This is a genomic window from Bacillus sp. FSL W8-0116 (assembly GCF_038003825.1).
Taxonomy (GTDB): Bacteria; Bacillota; Bacilli; order Bacillales; family DSM-4216; genus Bacillus_O; species Bacillus_O smithii.
In genome coordinates, this window is record NZ_JBBOPY010000001.1 from 2416899 (window position 1) to 2433484 (window position 16586).

Consider the following 16586-nt stretch of genomic DNA (forward strand, 5'->3'; position numbering starts at 1 on the left):
GGGCATATAGCCGTCCAAACCAGAGCGAGTGAGAAAAACAAAAATAGCTGTATGGAAGTTTTTCCTTTCATCCGCTTTCAACGGATTTTGCCGTTTTTTGGAAAAATGATTCCCGCTAGACAGGATCCGTGCGAATGTCCTGTTGCAAAGAGAATGGAGCCGCAAAACCTGAATTTCGCGATTATTGATTCTTTCTTTTTTGTGCATGATTATCATCTTCGAGCGGGTCGTGAATGCGTTCGCCATTCGGATTTTCCCCGTCTACTATGGAACGCCCTTGCGGTGAACGATCCAACATGAGGTTGATGGTCCGATTGATGTTTGTTTCAGAATTTCTTGTATTGGCATCCATGGAGGCAAGGTTTTCAACGTCTCTTCTCAAATTTGGATCGTCCGTGACATAAACATGGTACCAGCGAGGGACTACGCTCATGGCCGTTCTTTTCACTTGATCTGCCGTCTCAAAACGGGAAGTACGGGCGTTTTGACGACGGTCGTAGGCTACGAGCACTTCCTCGTCTGTTACAAGCGTGGCGCAGTCTTTTACGTCCGGAAGTCCGACGCTTAGTCGGCTGATCGTATCAGCCACCTGCTCTCTGTCCATAGTGTACATGTCCCGATAAGAAATGGTTTTTCCTTGAATCGGGCTTTTTTGATGACGTACATAGCCAAATGCCTCATCACGGTCATCTGTCATGATATTGTATGGTTTTCGATTTTTATCAAAAAGATCTTGATCGTTATTGACATTGAGTGTATTTCCGTTCCGGTCGTAAATTCCCGAACGATCGCGATCAGCGGCTTCATTATTGCAGCCGGACAAAACCGCCAAACTTAATAAGCATCCTGCCAAGATGTTTTTTTTCATCTTTTTATCCCCCCTGGGCATAGGATATCCATCTTTTTTTAAATCCCCTTTAGTAATTTGTGGGGGATTCGTTATGTTATAATGGAACAAATAAATTTTTTGACAGTGAGGAAAGGTTTCAGAATGAGGTGAAAAGCATGATTTGCGTCAATAATCATTGCTATGAAGTAATAGAGGATTACAAAAACGGCTTTCAAGAAGAGGCTTTTCGCCATCGCTATAGTGAGATATTAGGCAAGTATGATTATATTGTCGGTGATTGGGGATATGGCCAGCTGCGGCTGAAAGGCTTCTTTGATGATCAAAACCAAAAGGCAACTTTTGATACGAAAATTAGCACTTTGAAAGAATATTTATATGAATACTGCAATTTTGGATGCGCTTATTTTGTCTTGAAAAAAGTAAAAAAATAAAACGGTTGCTGCCGTCCTTTTTTGCTAATCGGCTGTACTTTTCAAATGGCTTTTTTAGAGGAAAAGTGATCCTGTGAAAAAGACTGCCCTTTTTAGCGGGAATTTTCTTTTATCCTCCTGGATGATAATTTTCAACGATCCATCCGTGTACCACGGATGGAAGTTTTATTTTGTCCCGCATGAAAGGCAGTAAGTCTCCTTCTCAAAAAAAGTCCAAGAAGGGTTCAACTGCCTATGAATGTCCGATTGGTTCAACCGGGTAGCTGAACCTTATCCCGAATTAAGGGACTGTAGCCCCCACTTCAAGGGAAGAGAGACAAGAGCAGTCCGAGAACAGGGAACTGCCCCTAAAAGCCCGATTGGTTCCACTAACCCCCAGTGACCTTAGATGGTTAGTGGAACCTTATCCCTCAGGATCTAAAGGGTCGACGTTGCGGTTTGTAGTGTATGGCGGTTCTTCAGTGCGATCAGGGTCATCATGAGGAAGGTGGGCGTCGGGATATTGCCTTGGAAGCCCTTCGTGAAGCGATTTAAATTCATAATTGAATGCACTGTGATGCCGTTGGCCTTCTTCCCAAGGGGTCGATTTATTTTCAACAGGGGTATCTTGCCCTCTTGGAGATCCATAAGGTCCTTCCGGCACTTCTTCAGGTATTAGGAAATTTTTCATGGTTTCGACAACAGAAAAATCTGAATAGGCTTGATCTTCTTTGTCCACTTTTCCAACTCGACGAGACATGGCAGCACCTCCGTATTTGTCTATACGGTTAGTATGGACGAAATCGGGGTGATCATTCGCTTAAATCATTTCATATAAAAGTTCACGGAGTTCTTGAGCATCTGCTTCACTAAGACGGTACACTTCTTCTAAATATCCGGGCTCTTCCAAATCATCCGTACCGATAATGGCAAAGCGGTTTCCGAGCAAATCCAGCACCAGTTTTTTTCCGTAGTATTTATCTGTTTGAATAATCGCTAGATCAAATCGCTGATTTTCTCCCATAAAACTGATATAGCGTATGTTTGTTTTTTCTGTTTCGTCATATAAAAAAAAGCGTTCCATTAACCAGATTCCTCCCCTTCAACTCAGTATTTTGATTTTACCATGAGACAGCGAAGTATGGTACAATGAAAGTGGCTGAGAAGAGATAAGGGCAGGTGTTGTACCGTGTACTTTGTGGATCGAAACAAAGTCGAAGACAGGCTGACGTATTTGGAAGTTCGTTTAAGCTTATTGGAAACACAGACTGACTGGAAGACAGGTATAGAAAAGGCCGCTTTAGAGCGTGTGGCGCATTCGATCATTGAAGCGGTCATTGATACCGGAAATGATATTATCGATGGATTTATTATGAGAGATCCGGGAAGTTATGACGATATTGTGGATATATTATTGGATGAAAAAGTGATAACAGAAGAATTGGCTGCCTCTTTAAAAGAGATCATCAGCCTCCGAAAAATGCTTGTTCAGGAATATACCACCATTGATCATCAGAAAGTGGACCAAGTATTCAAAAAAAATCTTGAATTATTAAAACAATTTCCAATCAAAGTTCGTTCGTATCTGAACAATGAATTGGGTCCGGTTTCTGCTTTTAAAAATCTATGATCAGCGCTTTCTTTATGGGAGCGTTTTTTTATGAATATGACTGACGATTTGGAAGGAGTTCATATGAAAGCATATAAGGGTTATTTAATAGACTTGGATGGAACGGTGTATAAAGGAACGGAAAAAATCGAAGCCGCCGGTGAATTCGTTCATCGATTGAAGAAAAAAAATATTCCTTATTTGTTTGTAACCAATAATTCGTCTAGAACACCGGAACAGGTGGCAGCAAAATTGAGGGATTTTGATATTCCGGCCACCAAGGAGCAAGTCTATACGACAGCGATGGCGACTGCCAATTTTATGTATGAGAAAAAACCAGGTGCTTCTGTTTATGTGATTGGGGAAGAAGGACTCCGAGAGGCATTGAAGGAAAAAGGATTTCGGTTTGTAGACGAGAATCCTGATTTCGTCGTGATCGGAATAGATAGATCGATCAACTACGAAAAATTGACTCTTGCCTGCCTTGGCGTCCGCAACGGGGCAACGTTTATTTCCACTAACAGCGATATTGCCCTTGTAACGGAGAGGGGTTTTCTTCCGGGCAACGGTGCACTGACATCCGTTATTTCTGTGTCGACTCAAACGGAACCTATTTTTATCGGGAAGCCGTCACCGATCATTATGGAACAAGCTCTTGAAGCATTAGGAACTTCCAAAGAAGAGACCATAATGGTGGGAGACAATTATGATACAGATATTCGTGCAGGTATTAATGCCGGTTTGGATACGCTCCTCGTCCATACTGGAGTTACTTTAAAAGAGCATTTGGAGCGTTATGAAGTAAAACCGACCTATACTGTTGATTCTCTTAGCGAGTGGGAAGTATGAAAACAAACAGCCGGGTTCTCCTTCGGACGTACAATGGGAAGGGAAGCCCGGCTGTCCGTTTTTTACACTACCTTTCATGAATCAATTGTTTCATCGCTATTGCCGGCTCGGTGGGCAAGTCGGCTTGAAGCCGCCGCAGCAATGGCGCCGACAATGTCGTCTAAAAATGTGTTTACTTTTCCGGAAGACTTATCGTTTAAATATTCTAAAATACCCGGTTTGATTTTGTCGATATAGCCATAGTTTGTAAATCCTATCGAACCGTATACGTTTACGATGGAAAAAGCTAATATTTCATCGACTCCATATAGTCCTTCATCTGTTTGAATAATCGATTGTAATGGTTCTTCGAGCTTGCCTTGCTCTGCCAGAACATCTAATTGTATGCCTGTTAATATGGCGTTTTGAACTTCACGCTTTCCGAGAACTGCCTCTACATTTTGAATGCATTCTTCCAGCTGCAAATTGGGATGGTATTTTTTTTGTAAAAACAATACCAGTTTTGCGATATCCTCAATCGTTACTCCTCGTTTTGTCAGCCATTCGCGCGCCATTTTTTCTGTCATGTTTAATGCATCTCTTTTTTTCATTGTCATACCATCACCTTTTTTCTGTAATATTTGGAAAGTATATTCTTTGTCTTACGAGGTTGCTGTTTCTATTTTAATATACTCCATTAAAAAAGATGGAATATAAAGAATTCGATCGGTTTATTCATCTTTTGTAAGAAGACGAAAGAAATCAATCTTGAAAGCCCGTTTTCATTGATTTGCCAGATGAAAAGCGGGATCATAAATTCAATCAATAGACGCAATTATGGGAGCCAGATACATATATATTACTAGTATGTTCAAACTGCATGCTTTCAAAATTTTTTGTGGTTTATTTACACAGGTGAAACATGAAAGCTTTTGGCACGGAAAGGAACGAAACGGGCCAGTGGCTAAAGGAGGATGGAAATGGATTACTCTCAATTGTTAGAGCAGTATTACGGCATCCAGACAGAAGCCCTCTATTCTAACCAACCCATCCGATATAAAGCAAAGGGTTATCTATATACTATTATAAATGCTACGAAATTGACACAAGAAATGCTCATCGAATTTCGCCAAATGTCTCTGCATCTTCAAAAGTTCGGTGAAAGAGGAGTATCTTCTTTTTGTTTGTCCAAAAACGGAAAATTTTTAGAAACGGTGGAAGGGCAGGACTTCATTGTTTTGCGTAATCCCGTTAAAAAAGGGAGAAGCTACAGCAACATGGGCAGAAAGCTAGCCAAATTTCATTACAGAGGCCGTTTTATCCAAGAAAAGATGGTTCAAACGAATCGAATGGGTACTTGGCGGTTTTTATGGGAAAAGAGGCTGGAGCAGCTTGAAGGCTTTTATCACCGATTGCTTCAACAATCTCCAAGCGACCCGTTTGACATTTTATTCGTGGATATTTTCCCGTATTATATGGGAATGGCGGAAAATGCCATTCAGTATGTAGCCGATACAGAGTTGGATGAAGATCCAATGGAATCTGATGCGGGGACCATATGCCATGAACGTTTTCGACCGGATACTTGGGGAAAAACGGATATCATCAAAAATCCTTTTGATTGGGTTTTTGATCATGCGGCAAGGGATATTTCCGAGTGGATTCGATATCAATTTTGGCATCAACAAACGAGATATAAGGCGGAGATTAAACAATTTATAAAGGGGTATCAATCGATTCAGCCGCTGACGGTGTTTTCCTGGAGATTGATTTTTGCAAGGCTCATGTTTCCGCTTCACTTTTTTGAATGTGTAGAAGATTATTTTATGACGCCTTCTCCCCAAAGAAAAAAGGAACTGGAAGAACAATTAACACGATATATCCGAGATACCAAAGAATACGAACATTTTTTGGCTTCGTTTTATCAGCTGGCGGAAGTGCCTGTAAAAAGAATTCAAATTCCGGTGGTGCCGTGGCTCTTACGGTAACGAAAAAACACTATGCCTAAAAAAGACCAACTTCCGGAATGTGAAAGTTGGTCTTTTTACTCTGCGTATTATTTTTGCTTTTGTGAAAACAATGGTGTTGAAATCAATCAAGACTGCAATTCAAAAAAAAGCTGATTCAAGGAAAAGAATTTCTCCCTTCGGACATATGGATAAGGACAAGCGTTTTTTATGTCTTGTTCTGCTTAGTCAAGGGATCATCTTTCTCCTGATCAGCTTCAAATTCCATAGTTTTTAAAATACTTGTTCGACTTCCACGATTCCGGGGACTTCTTCCAACAAAGCACGTTCGATACCTGCTTTTAATGTAATAGTCGAGCTTGGACAACTGCCGCAGGCGCCCAATAACCGAAGCTTTACGATTCCATCTTCAACGTCCATCAATTGACAGTCGCCGCCGTCGCGAAGTAAAAACGGACGCAATTTATCCAACACTTCTTGCACTTGTTCTTTCATTGCCTGATCGGACATTTGTATCGACTCCTTTCCTACGTTTATTATAATGACTATCATGAAAAAAATCTATCGTCTTTGTTTCGTTTTTGAAAGATTTTGGATAAAATGAAGATGAGAAACGGACAAAGGTTTGGGTGGGGGGAGAGCGGTGCAGAAGCCGATTGAAATTGTCGTATATGGTGCAGAACAGATTTGTGCAAGCTGTGTTCATTTGCCTTCATCGAAAGATACGTTTGAGTGGTTGACGGCAGCTTTGGAAAGAAAGTTTCCACATCAGCCTTTCAAGATGACGTATGTGGATATTTATGATCCACCTGAAGACAAGGAGAAAAAAAGCTTCGCATCCTGAGTGATTGAGGAAGATCTTTTTTATCCTGTGGTGTTAGTTGAAGGAAAAATGGTCGGGGAAGGAAATCCGCGATTAAAAGTCATTTGCGAAGAAATGGAAAAATACGGATACAAAGCTCCATAAAACAATGAATGAGCTGAAAGAAAGCCGATCCACTTAAGGGGCCGGGAACCTCCTTCGTATTAAAAGATGCCCGAATATTTTCATTGCTGCAGTTACGGAGGGACGGCCTTTACAAGACAAACTTTTGATTTTGAAAAGTCTGGTTTTCCCGGCCGTTCGTCTGTTAGCCGGGATTGTTTCGATTAACCGTTGTGATATTTGTACAGCCATAGAACCCCGGACTTTAAGAAACGGGCGACGCGGCCGGTAATGGCACGTTCTGCCAAGAAACCAAATCCTTCTTTTTTTCCTAAAGATCCCAAAATTCCTTTCAGCTTAATTTCAGGCATTTTTTCCGGAAGGGGTTCATTTTTCCAGCGTTTCAATAAGACTTGAACAATTTGCTCTGCTTGTTCTTCCGCCAATTGGGCGCTCGGTGCATAAGGAAGGCTTGCACAATCGCCTACTACATAAACATGTTCATTGTTCGGAATATTGTGGTATTGGGTTAACTTCACACGGCCGGAAGCATCTTTTTCCACATCCAATTGCCTGACCAGTCTGTTTGCTTGAATGCCGGCAGTCCAGACAATCGCATCACAAGCAATTTTTTCATCATGGTTGTATAATGTATTTGGCTCCACTTTCGTCACATTGGCGCCATTGATCACTTCTACTCCGTGTTCCGTAAACCAATTTTGTACATAGTTGCTCAATCGTTCAGGAAAAGTGGATAAAATTCTTGGTCCTCGATCAAATAATTTCACTTTTAAATCAGGACGGCTTTCTCGAAGTTCGCTTGCCAGTTCAATTCCGCTTAGACCTGCTCCCACGATGCCGACGGTTGAACCAGCGGGCATATTGTTTAAGCACTGATATGTATTTCTCGCTTTTTCAATCGACTGAATACTATGTGTGTACTCAGCCGCCCCCGGAACTCCATGATATTTGTCTTCGCACCCCAAACCTATTACCAGCTCATCGTACATAATCGGATCTTGTTCTTTCAAATGGATGGTTTTGTTCTCCAAATCGATTTCAGTAATTTCTGCAAAAACATGCGAAAGCTGTGGATGAGTAGGAAAGGGAACCCGTACATGCTGGTCGGAAATTGTTCCGGCTGCCAAGGCATAATATTCAGTCTTTAAACAATGGTAGGGAACCTTGTCCACAAGTGTAACGGCGACATCCTCCGGAAGATTTGGCAACAGCCGGAGCAATATTCGCATATTCCCATATCCTCCGCCAAGTAAAACCAAGTTTCTCATAAAAAATTTCCCCTTTTGTTCTGCTAAGTCAGTTTTAAAACCCTTTCAATATGAAAAATGCAATAAGAAAAATTATCTATAAAAATACCCCATACAAGAGTATAACGAAAGTTCATGTTTTTCACAACAGCTTATTAAGGGGTTTCCATCATATGTCTATTGGCAAGATACATTTCTTTTCTGACCGGCGGAACAATAGTACAATCAATCCTGGGGTGATGATATGAATCCAATTATTGAATTCTGCGTCAGCAATTTAGCAAGCGGTGCGCAAAAAGCGCTTGAAATATTGGAAGAAGATCCTAATCTGGACATTGTCGAATATGGCTGTCTTAATTATTGCACTCTTTGTGGAGAATCCCTTTTCGCCCTTGTCAACGGCGATCCTGTAAGAGGGGACTCTCCGGAAGAGTTGGTGAAGAATATATATAAACATATCGAAGAAAACCCGATGTTTTAAAAGAGAGAGCTAAAGATGGGAGGATTGGTGTGAAAAAGGGCGAGAGAAAACGGCAAAAATCATCGTACAAATAGAATATAGAGGCTGTTTAGAAAACAAATTTTGACAGAAGAACCGGGCTTTGCCGCCTTTCTATTCCATTGTTTGTCTGATCATTTGCCACTGATTTTTTGCCATTTCCAAAATCTTTGGTTCTGTAGCGAATTTTTGCCGTTCGATTACTTTGGAAAAATAAAAGGTCGCTTCTTTGTAGTGTCCCAGCCGTCTTTTTAATTCCCCGATCAAATATAAAAGTTTTATTTCAGACATTTTTGTTCGTGAAAAGTCTCCTTTTGAATAGGAATCTTCGTATTGTTTGACGGCCATTTCTAAAAAACGATTTTCTTCTTCTTGAATTTTCAAGAGACGGTATAACCAAGCCGTACGCAATGCCAGCCCGCCCATTGTGATATTTTTTTCATGCTTTAAGGTGGCGCAATAATAAGCTAGTTTGTAGCTGTTAATCCCATCTTTTATGCTGCGGTGTTTGCCGTAGTCCTGGTACACCCAGCGCGAGCAAACTTTCTCTTTGATTTCATTTAAAACGGCCGGGGGGAAATATCGGGAAAATTCCTCTGTGTAAGAATAGCCGCAATGGGGGCACACGTTTACAAAGTAAATGATCGAGTTGATTTCAGAATCTTGATAGACAGGGGAAAAATCTGTATCATAAGAAGCCACTTTTATAAAGCGGGAACGTATTTTAGTGGTGGTGAAAATTTTTTTGCAAAGAGGGCATTCTTCAGTTTTTTCGTAAAATGGTGTGATTTCCGCCAAATTTGTTCACTTCCTGAGATGTTTTATTATTTTATTTGATAGGTCTTTTTCATTATACAAAAATTTTTAAAATAGGTCTTTATTCGTTGTAAAAAAATTTAAATAGGCCTTTTTTATTATGAGAATGTATTATCTGAATGGAAAATGAAAAGATGACCCCATAAACGGATTTTATTGTCAAATCATTCAGGGACTTATTCGTGTGTTTTCAAACGGATCTATTGAGGAAAAAAGAAAAACGGATTATACTACAAATAACATCGGAATCCGCTGTTTTTAATCGGGACGGTTTGTACTCCGAAAAGAATAGAAATTCAATACAAAAGGAGGTTTTTAAGATGGAGGGAGTCATTAGCCTTACGGAAGCTGCAGCTTTTCAAATAAAAGATATGATGAAAGAAAATGAAGAAGAAGGCGCTTTTTTGCGCGTGGCTGTCAGAGGCGGCGGCTGCAGCGGATTATCTTACGGAATGGGATTCGACCATGAAGCGAGTGAAGACGATATCCAATTTGAACAACATGGCATTCAAGTATTAGTGGATAAAGCAAGCGCACCGATCTTGCAAGGAACCAAAATTGATTATAAACAATCGTTAATGGGCGGCGGATTCACAATCGATAATCCAAACGCTATTGCCACATGCGGTTGCGGTTCATCATTCCGTACGGCGCAAAACGTTGGAACGCCGGAAGAGTGCTAAGTCTTCCGGCACGTTTTGAAACGGCAACATAATCGGTAAGGGTTGTTAATTCCAGTAAAAAATCCGCAGTCTGTGCTTGTATTTTTGAATAAAAACAACCCCAAAATTTGCGATTTAGGGTTGTTAATTACGACCTCTTTTAACGGTTTATGTTAAATCGTTGAAGGAGGTCGTTTTTTTGATGTTAAAACACAGATATCTTTTATCTTTGGAATCGGCTATTTCTTTTTCCCTCTTGTCTTGGATGCAACTATGCCACCACCTTACTATTCTGATGATGACGCCCGGCTTGAGCCCATGCCTTTTTGAACAGCAGACATATATTGATCAAAGGGAATGACCACGAGAAACCTTAAGAGGAGGTTGGATGACATGCAGGATTCCAAATACAACGGGACCGGTGACTGTCCAAGAAATAATGAGCGACAGTATTATTCCTCGCAGCTCTCCCCTTATCCAATGTATCCTTATCTGCAACATGCTTATCAACATCCACATCCGTACCAACGAGATCCTTATTGGGCGCGGTATTTTTTTCAAGACGAGAAAGGGAAAATCGGTCGCTATCAAATCCTCTTCCATTGGAACCATTTGGATTGGCATTTTCCAAATTTAAGGATGAAGCAGGAATTTGAGGCAAATCAATATTGGAGACATGCCATGCCTGCCGGTATTAAGGTTGATCAGCAAGGCAACTATTATGTATCTGTTCCCCGCTGGGCAGAAGGCATCCCTTCTACTATGAATCGCATTGTAATAAAAAACGGCAAACCGCTGTTAGAAGCTTTTCCAAGCTGGGAATGGAATAAGGCGGGCAGCCCTGGAGTGCTGCAATCTGTCCTGGGATATGAAATTGATGAAAACAACCGGATGTGGCTGTTAGATCAAGGGAAAATCGCCTATGCCCCTTCGCGGGAAGGTTCGCAAAAATTGGTTATATGGGATTTAAATACGAATCAATTGATTGATTCGATCAAAATACCGAATGAGATTGCTTCGTATCGAACTTCCTTTTTAAATGATTTGGTTGTAGACAATAAACATGGTTTTGTCTACATCACCGATTCCGGAAATGGTTGGCCCGACCATCCCGTTGTCGGTGGAATCATCGTATACAATATGAGGAACAAAACTTTCAGACGTGTGCTTGACCGTCATTACAGCACACAAGATTTTCCGGGATTTGTTTTTGAGATTGACTCGAAACCGGTCTTTAAAGACAGACCGATTAAAATAGGGAGCGATGGTATTGCGTTGTCCGCAGATCGTTCCACTTTGTATTATTGCCCGGTTACAGGTCGAAATTTATATGCGATCGATACAGCGCTTTTGAGAAACTTTCAAACACCCTTAGATGAAATCAGTCGAGCGGTTAAAGCGATTGGAAGCAAAGGGACGACCACCGACGGGATGCACGCAGACAACAGAGGAAATGTTTTTTATACGATGCTGGAAGGGAAAGGAATCGGAGTCTATTCTCCTAAGAACAATCGATTCCATCGCTTCGTCTCTGATGATCGGATGCTGTGGGTAGACGGGGTAGCATTTGATCAAAAGGGGTCCATTATTTTTAACAGCAACCGTCTTCATCAGATGTTTGAACGAAATCAAGACGAAATCGATTGGAGTAATCCATATAATCTCATCGTTTGGAAAGCTTTTGTAGGCAAAAATGTAAAGTCGTACTTATATGCATAAAATAACTTTTTTACAGTCATCCAATAAGCCGGATTTTCATTCCATGACTAGAAATTGCGGCAAAACCAAAAGGCATGCATCATTCACGGCATGCCTTTTGGTTTTGGACGAAACTATTTCCTGCTATTTTAGAGTACTGATTCCCCGGCGCCTGTTCCATGGCTTTAAAATCAAAAACGAACCGTCTTTCAGCGATTTTGGGCAAAGGATATATCGGCGGATTGTATATGTTTATGAGCTATCTGCACGATGAAGAAGTCGTTCGTTCTTGTTTTGACGAGCCGGTCCAATATGGAACTGTTCCGGTTGAACATCCTTGAAAGCTTTTTATTGTTCAAATAAAGACGTACTGTGCATTGGCTGAACGCGGGACTTTGGATCAATAAAAGCTTTTGCATTGCTGACGGCCGTAGGGGCTTCGCCGAATCCGCTTGCGATCAAATTTACTTTTCCTTCATATGTACAAACGTCTCCGGCCGCATAAACTCCGGGAATATTGGTTTCCATTTTGGAATTGACAACAATGGAGTTTTTAGCGATTTCGATTCCCCAATCTTTGATAGGACCAAGTGAAGAAACAAATCCATAGTTGACGATCAATTCATCCACTTCAATCGTTTCTTCCCGTTCTCCGCGTACTTCATTAAGAACAAGTCCATGGATTGTACGTCCGTCTCCGAGTATTTTCGACGGAACGAACGGCGTTTTGATCTCCACGGTAGAAGCTTTCAGTTGTTCAACGCTGTGTTCGTGGGCGCGGAACTTATCTCGGCGGTGAATGATCGTTACTTTTTTAGCGATTGGTTCCAGCATCAATGCCCAATCGACCGCTGAATCTCCCCCGCCGCATATCGCTACATTTTTTCCTTTAAATGTATCCAGATCGTTTACGAAGTAATGAAGGTGATTTCCTTCATACTGCTCCGCTTCTTCAAGCTCCAGTTTTCGAGGTTGGAATGCTCCAATCCCGGCAGTGATAATAACAGATTTTGTATAGTGTATTTCTTTATCTGTCGTTAATCGAAATGTTCCGTCATCCAATTTTTGAAGATCAGTGACCGTTTGTTCCAAGCAAATGGTGGGCTTAAACAGCGATAATTGTTCTTTGAGTTGTTCAACTAAATCGCGTGCTTTAATTTTGGGAAAGCCGGCAACATCGTAAATGTATTTTTCCGGATAAAGAGTAGCCAGCTGGCCGCCAAGTTGGGGTAAGCTCTCAATTAATTTTACGGACGCTTGTCTTAACCCTCCGTAAAAAGCTGCAAACAAGCCGGTAGGTCCACCGCCGATAATCGTCATATCGTATATGTTTGAGTCTTCTTTCAAAACAATCTCCCCCATTTCCATATACTAGCAGATAGCCTTGCATTCATCGCTTTATTGACCAATGGAAGTTTTATTAAACACCATTTTATCATACTCCAATTCAGTGTTTCCATTTTTCAATACAACAAGAGAAAAACATTTCAAAAAATACCAAAATTCATTATTTTCTTTATAAGGGATATAATTTTGAAAACTTCCTTTTAATTGTAGGAAATGGGTTGAAAAGTATATGTAAAAGGAATATTATTTATAAGGGAATAATGTTAAGATTTTATGACAAATTTCGGAAAAGTCGTTGTATGCCCTCATTCGTGAAAAATATCACATGTGATATTTTTAATTGCAAAAAGGAAATAAACTTTTTCGAATTCACTCATACTAAAAGAAAAAGGTGGAAGTGATAACAGTGACTAAGCCAAAAATCGTTGTACTTGGCGCGGGTTATGGTGGATTGATGACTGTAACGCGCCTCCAAAAGATGTTAAGCCAAAACGAAGCGGAAATTGTTTTAGTGAACAAACATGACTATCACTATGAAACGACTTGGCTTCACGAAGCCTCTGCTGGAACCCTTCATCACGACCGGGTACGCTATGCGATCAGCAACGTAATTAACCGCAGCAAAGTCAAATTTGTTCAAGCTACTGTTGAAAACATTAAACCAAACGAAAATAAAGTAGTTCTTAATAACGGGGAGTTGGACTACGATTATCTCGTTGTCGCTTTAGGACCTGAATCAGAAACATTTGGAATTAAAGGGTTGAAAGAGTATGCTTTTGCGATCACGAGCGTAAATGCTGCCCGACGTATCCGCGAGCATATCGAAACTCAATTTGCTACTTACAACACTGAAAAAGATAAAAAAGAAGAACGTTTAACGATCGTTGTCGGCGGTGCCGGATTTACTGGCATCGAATTTTTAGGGGAATTGACCAATCGTGTTCCTGAACTTTGCCGCGAATACGACGTTGATTTCCAAAAAGTGCGTATCATCTGCGTAGAAGCAGCGCCAACTGTTCTTCCTGGATTTGATCCGGAACTTGTTCAATATGCAATGGAACAGCTGCAAAAGAAAGGCGTTGAATTTCGAATCGGCACGGCCATTAAAGAAGCGACTCCTGACGGTATTATCGTAGCGAAAGGCGAAAATGAAACCGAAGAAATTAAGGCAGGAACTGTCATTTGGGCTGCGGGAGTTAGAGGAAACTCTGTCATTGAAAAAGCCGGTTTTGAAAACAATCGTGCCCGTGTAAAAGTAGAAGAAGATTTGCGAGCTCCTGGCTACAATAATGTGTTTATTGTAGGAGACTGTTCGCTTGTCATTAATGAAGAAACGAATCGTCCATATCCGCCGACTGCCCAAATTGCCATGCAGCAAGGTGTGGTGTGTGCGAAAAATATCGTAGCCTTATTAAAAGGACAAGAAACTCAAAAATTTGTATTTGATAATAAAGGAACGGTATGTTCTCTTGGCGATGACGACGCAATCGGAATTGTGTTCGGCAGAAAGCTGAAAGGTACAAAAGCTTCCTTTATGAAAAAAGTGATTGACAACCGTGCTTTGTTTATGATTGGCGGTTTGTCCTTGGTACTGAAAAAAGGAAAGTTCAAATTTTTCTAAGACAGTCAGCTAAGCCTTTTACAGATAACAAAACGGCTGATTGTACAACAAATAAAAAGGTTATTACAACGACAGAACGGCGTAATAAGCCGTTCTGTTTTTTTCTGTGAAAATAATTTTCTGTGAAAATCCATTTCTTTCTCAGCCTTGTTAAATCACGCAGCTCCCGAATATCTACCGGAGGGACAAAACTCTTTTCAATTAATCCATGGCGCAATAATTTTGCAATCCATTCAGCGTCAGAAACATCCGTCTTCCTTCCAGGTACGTTTTTAATCCTCTGGGCGTTCGCCAGGGTTATATCGAAGAAGTCCTCTAAGATATTGAACACGGGTTTCCAGTAGACTCCCGTACTTTCCATCGCAATGTGGGTCACATCATGGTCTTCGAGCCATTGTAACAACCGGAATAAATCTTTGGTCAAAGTCGGAAAGGTTTCTGTTTCCTTAATTAGTTCATCATCCTTTGAACCAATCAGAACACAAGCCACTATGGTTTCTGAATGAACATCCAATCCTGCACATCTTTCAATAAATACTTCCATCCAATCACTCCATAAAGATAGGATCACAAACAGTGAGTGAATTTGAAAATAAGCATTTTTCTGTACGTAGTCATCCTTCCATTTGGAAAGAGCTAACAAAGGGTTGAACACCAAATTCACTCAAACAGTTTTGTGTTCAGGGTCGAACCACCAAAAAAAGCCACGTATTATGAACTGTTTGTGTCTTTACCAATATGGACGGGAAGGAACTATTTTCATGCACGGGTTGGGAGAGAGACGATCATGAATGTTTTGTGTGATCGTTGAAACAAAAATCAACAGCAAGGACTACTCGTTCGCATTTATCCTTTTAAAAGTGGGGAACACTTCCAGAAATCAAAAGGGGCTGAAAAAATGAGAGAATAATGAGATTGGAATAGAGGAATAATCGGGAAGATTGGCGTATATAAGAATATTCAGTATACTTTTTAGTCCTGTGGGGTGTTTCCTAGTGCATATTGCTGTTTTATTTATATCGATGCTGCTGTTTTTTGTGCTTTTTTTCGGAATCGGATTTATTTTAAATATGCGGCTTCGAAAGACATGGATCATGTCGATTTTATATCCTCTCGTTGTGTTGATCATTGTAGATGGGATTAGTACGCTTTCTTATATAACGCATACTAGAGAGGCTTTCACTACGTTAGGAGAAAGATTGGTAGGACTGAAACCGGCCGATATGTTGATTTTGTTAAGCGGCTTAGCCGGGGCCGTTTTATCGGGAATTGTCATAAAGGAATTAAGAAAAAAAGGATATCGAATGTTTTGAAGGGCTGAATCCAAAAGGAAATCACTCTTTTGGATTCAGTCTCTTTTTGGCTCCAAAATCGTTAAAAGTTTTATGTTCACGGTTATTCGGAAGCAACTTGAATGTCTATTTCCAGTTCTATCTCCACATTTCCTTTGACGGCTCGTGAAATCATGCAGGACGATTCTGCTCTTTCAGCAAGACGTTGTGCTCGGCTGATTTCTTTGGCGGTTGCATCACGATGAAGGACTATTTTCGGACGATGGATGATTTTTTTATAAGTCAATACGCCATTGGTTACTTCAACGATCCCTTCTGATTCCAACGTTAACTGTTTCTTCTCCAGCCTGCTTCGTTCCAACATGGCGGCCAATGTAATGATATAACAAGTGGCTGCCGCCCCTAAAAGCATTTCATCCGGATTTGTCCCGACGCCTGGGCCGTCCATTTCCGCCGGAATCGAAACCTTTGTCCGTAAATTCCCAGCTTTTATTTCCCCAACATCATTTCGCAGGCCGGGCCAGTTTGCTTTTAAACGAAAGTGATGTTCCGACATATACATGCCTCCAGATCATTTTTGGCATTATTGTAGCACAATTTGAAACAAAAAAATGAGGGAATGCCTTCGCAAAAGCTTCTAATAAGGCACTGATGGACTAATCGAAGAAAAGCCGGCTTTTTTCTTTTTAGGTCATCTCATCATGGGTGATTTGTATAAAACGGGTTCTTCTCATTCTCATCATGGATTTTCTTCACGAAGCCTTTTTTGTTCACTCCAACCTTTACCAAGTTTT

19 protein-coding genes and 2 pseudogenes are annotated in these 16586 nt (G+C 40.8%); 11 read left to right on the forward strand and 10 right to left on the reverse strand.

Translation table 11 applies throughout. The annotated features are described in order from the left end of the window. Positions 1-181 precede the first annotated feature (181 nt). The gene (locus N1I86_RS11500; RefSeq protein ID WP_341096420.1) at positions 182-868 is read right to left on the reverse strand and encodes a YhcN/YlaJ family sporulation lipoprotein; all 687 of its coding nucleotides are present in this window, start codon (positions 866-868) and stop codon (positions 182-184) included. 137 nt (positions 869-1005) lie between these two features. Between N1I86_RS11500 and N1I86_RS11505 the strand changes: the two genes are divergently transcribed. After that, complete coding sequence (locus tag N1I86_RS11505) at positions 1006-1281, forward strand: YutD family protein (RefSeq protein WP_003352472.1); 276 nt, start codon at positions 1006-1008, stop codon at positions 1279-1281. A gap of 403 nt (positions 1282-1684) precedes the next feature. Here N1I86_RS11505 and N1I86_RS11510 read toward each other — a convergent pair whose 3' ends face one another. Beyond that, positions 1685-2020: a cytosolic protein gene (locus tag N1I86_RS11510; protein WP_341096422.1), complete on the reverse strand. Its 336-nt coding sequence runs from the start codon at positions 2018-2020 to the stop codon at positions 1685-1687. A 60-nt stretch (positions 2021-2080) separates the two neighbouring features. Next, positions 2081-2344 (reverse strand): DUF3055 domain-containing protein, encoded by a 264-nt coding sequence (locus N1I86_RS11515; protein WP_003352470.1) that lies wholly within the window; start codon positions 2342-2344, stop codon positions 2081-2083. A 105-nt stretch (positions 2345-2449) separates the two neighbouring features. Between N1I86_RS11515 and hepT the strand changes: the two genes are divergently transcribed. Further along, entirely contained in the window at positions 2450-2890 is a 441-nt protein-coding gene (gene hepT / locus N1I86_RS11520) for a type VII toxin-antitoxin system HepT family RNase toxin (RefSeq protein WP_003352469.1), read from the forward strand. Positions 2891-2953: 63 nt separating this feature from the next. Then, positions 2954-3718 carry a TIGR01457 family HAD-type hydrolase gene (locus N1I86_RS11525; protein ID WP_040340840.1) on the forward strand — a complete coding sequence of 255 codons (765 nt, stop codon included), beginning with the start codon at positions 2954-2956 and terminating at the stop codon, positions 3716-3718. A 74-nt stretch (positions 3719-3792) separates the two neighbouring features. Here N1I86_RS11525 and N1I86_RS11530 read toward each other — a convergent pair whose 3' ends face one another. Next, on the reverse strand, positions 3793-4308 hold the full coding sequence (locus N1I86_RS11530) for a phosphatidylglycerophosphatase A family protein (RefSeq protein WP_040340817.1): 516 nt from the start codon (positions 4306-4308) through the stop codon (positions 3793-3795). A gap of 369 nt (positions 4309-4677) precedes the next feature. Between N1I86_RS11530 and yutH the strand changes: the two genes are divergently transcribed. After that, a complete protein-coding gene (gene yutH, locus N1I86_RS11535) occupies positions 4678-5685 on the forward strand; it encodes a spore coat putative kinase YutH (RefSeq protein ID WP_048623922.1) in 1008 nt (335 codons plus the stop codon). A gap of 252 nt (positions 5686-5937) precedes the next feature. Here yutH and N1I86_RS11540 read toward each other — a convergent pair whose 3' ends face one another. Beyond that, positions 5938-6174: a NifU family protein gene (locus N1I86_RS11540; protein WP_003352465.1), complete on the reverse strand. Its 237-nt coding sequence runs from the start codon at positions 6172-6174 to the stop codon at positions 5938-5940. 133 nt (positions 6175-6307) lie between these two features. On the opposite strand from N1I86_RS11540, the pseudogene N1I86_RS11545 reads away from it, so the two are divergent. Next, positions 6308-6631, forward strand: a pseudogene (locus N1I86_RS11545) (YuzD family protein). Positions 6632-6813: 182 nt separating this feature from the next. Here the strand turns inward: N1I86_RS11545 and N1I86_RS11550 are convergent. Continuing rightward, positions 6814-7878 (reverse strand): NAD(P)/FAD-dependent oxidoreductase, encoded by a 1065-nt coding sequence (locus N1I86_RS11550; protein ID WP_341096424.1) that lies wholly within the window; start codon positions 7876-7878, stop codon positions 6814-6816. A 223-nt stretch (positions 7879-8101) separates the two neighbouring features. Between N1I86_RS11550 and N1I86_RS11555 the strand changes: the two genes are divergently transcribed. Next, positions 8102-8338, forward strand: a complete 237-nt coding sequence (locus tag N1I86_RS11555; protein ID WP_003352462.1) for a YuzB family protein — start codon at positions 8102-8104, stop codon at positions 8336-8338. A 132-nt stretch (positions 8339-8470) separates the two neighbouring features. Here the strand turns inward: N1I86_RS11555 and N1I86_RS11560 are convergent, their stop codons facing one another. Then, positions 8471-9154, reverse strand: a complete 684-nt coding sequence (locus N1I86_RS11560) for a DUF2225 domain-containing protein (protein WP_341096426.1) — start codon at positions 9152-9154, stop codon at positions 8471-8473. A gap of 338 nt (positions 9155-9492) precedes the next feature. Here N1I86_RS11560 and erpA point away from each other — a divergent pair, with 338 nt between their 5' ends. From erpA to N1I86_RS11575, 3 genes are all read left to right on the forward strand, one after another. Next, positions 9493-9855, forward strand: a complete 363-nt coding sequence (gene erpA / locus N1I86_RS11565; RefSeq protein WP_003352460.1) for an iron-sulfur cluster insertion protein ErpA — start codon at positions 9493-9495, stop codon at positions 9853-9855. A gap of 372 nt (positions 9856-10227) precedes the next feature. Further along, on the forward strand, positions 10228-11553 hold the full coding sequence (locus tag N1I86_RS11570; protein ID WP_341096428.1) for an L-dopachrome tautomerase-related protein: 1326 nt from the start codon (positions 10228-10230) through the stop codon (positions 11551-11553). Between the two features lie 158 nt (positions 11554-11711). After that, positions 11712-11873, forward strand: coding sequence for a hypothetical protein (locus tag N1I86_RS11575; protein ID WP_341096430.1), 162 nt, complete (start codon positions 11712-11714; stop codon positions 11871-11873). Between the two features lie 7 nt (positions 11874-11880). On the opposite strand, the gene N1I86_RS11580 is transcribed toward N1I86_RS11575, so the two are convergent. Continuing rightward, positions 11881-12852: an NAD(P)/FAD-dependent oxidoreductase gene (locus N1I86_RS11580; protein ID WP_412677369.1), complete on the reverse strand. Its 972-nt coding sequence runs from the start codon at positions 12850-12852 to the stop codon at positions 11881-11883. Between the two features lie 424 nt (positions 12853-13276). Between N1I86_RS11580 and N1I86_RS11585 the strand changes: the two genes are divergently transcribed. After that, the gene (locus N1I86_RS11585) at positions 13277-14500 is read left to right on the forward strand and encodes an NAD(P)/FAD-dependent oxidoreductase (RefSeq protein WP_341096432.1); all 1224 of its coding nucleotides are present in this window, start codon (positions 13277-13279) and stop codon (positions 14498-14500) included. Positions 14501-14627: 127 nt separating this feature from the next. Here N1I86_RS11585 and N1I86_RS11590 read toward each other — a convergent pair. Beyond that, positions 14628-15044 (reverse strand): annotated as a pseudogene (locus tag N1I86_RS11590) (IS110 family transposase); the annotation flags it as partial. 451 nt (positions 15045-15495) lie between these two features. Here N1I86_RS11590 and N1I86_RS11595 point away from each other — a divergent pair. Then, complete coding sequence (locus tag N1I86_RS11595; protein ID WP_341096434.1) at positions 15496-15813, forward strand: YuiB family protein; 318 nt, start codon at positions 15496-15498, stop codon at positions 15811-15813. 82 nt (positions 15814-15895) lie between these two features. On the opposite strand, the gene N1I86_RS11600 is transcribed toward N1I86_RS11595, so the two are convergent. Further along, a complete protein-coding gene (locus N1I86_RS11600; protein WP_270584447.1) occupies positions 15896-16348 on the reverse strand; it encodes an OsmC family protein in 453 nt (150 codons plus the stop codon). Between the last annotated feature and the right edge of the window lie 238 nt (positions 16349-16586).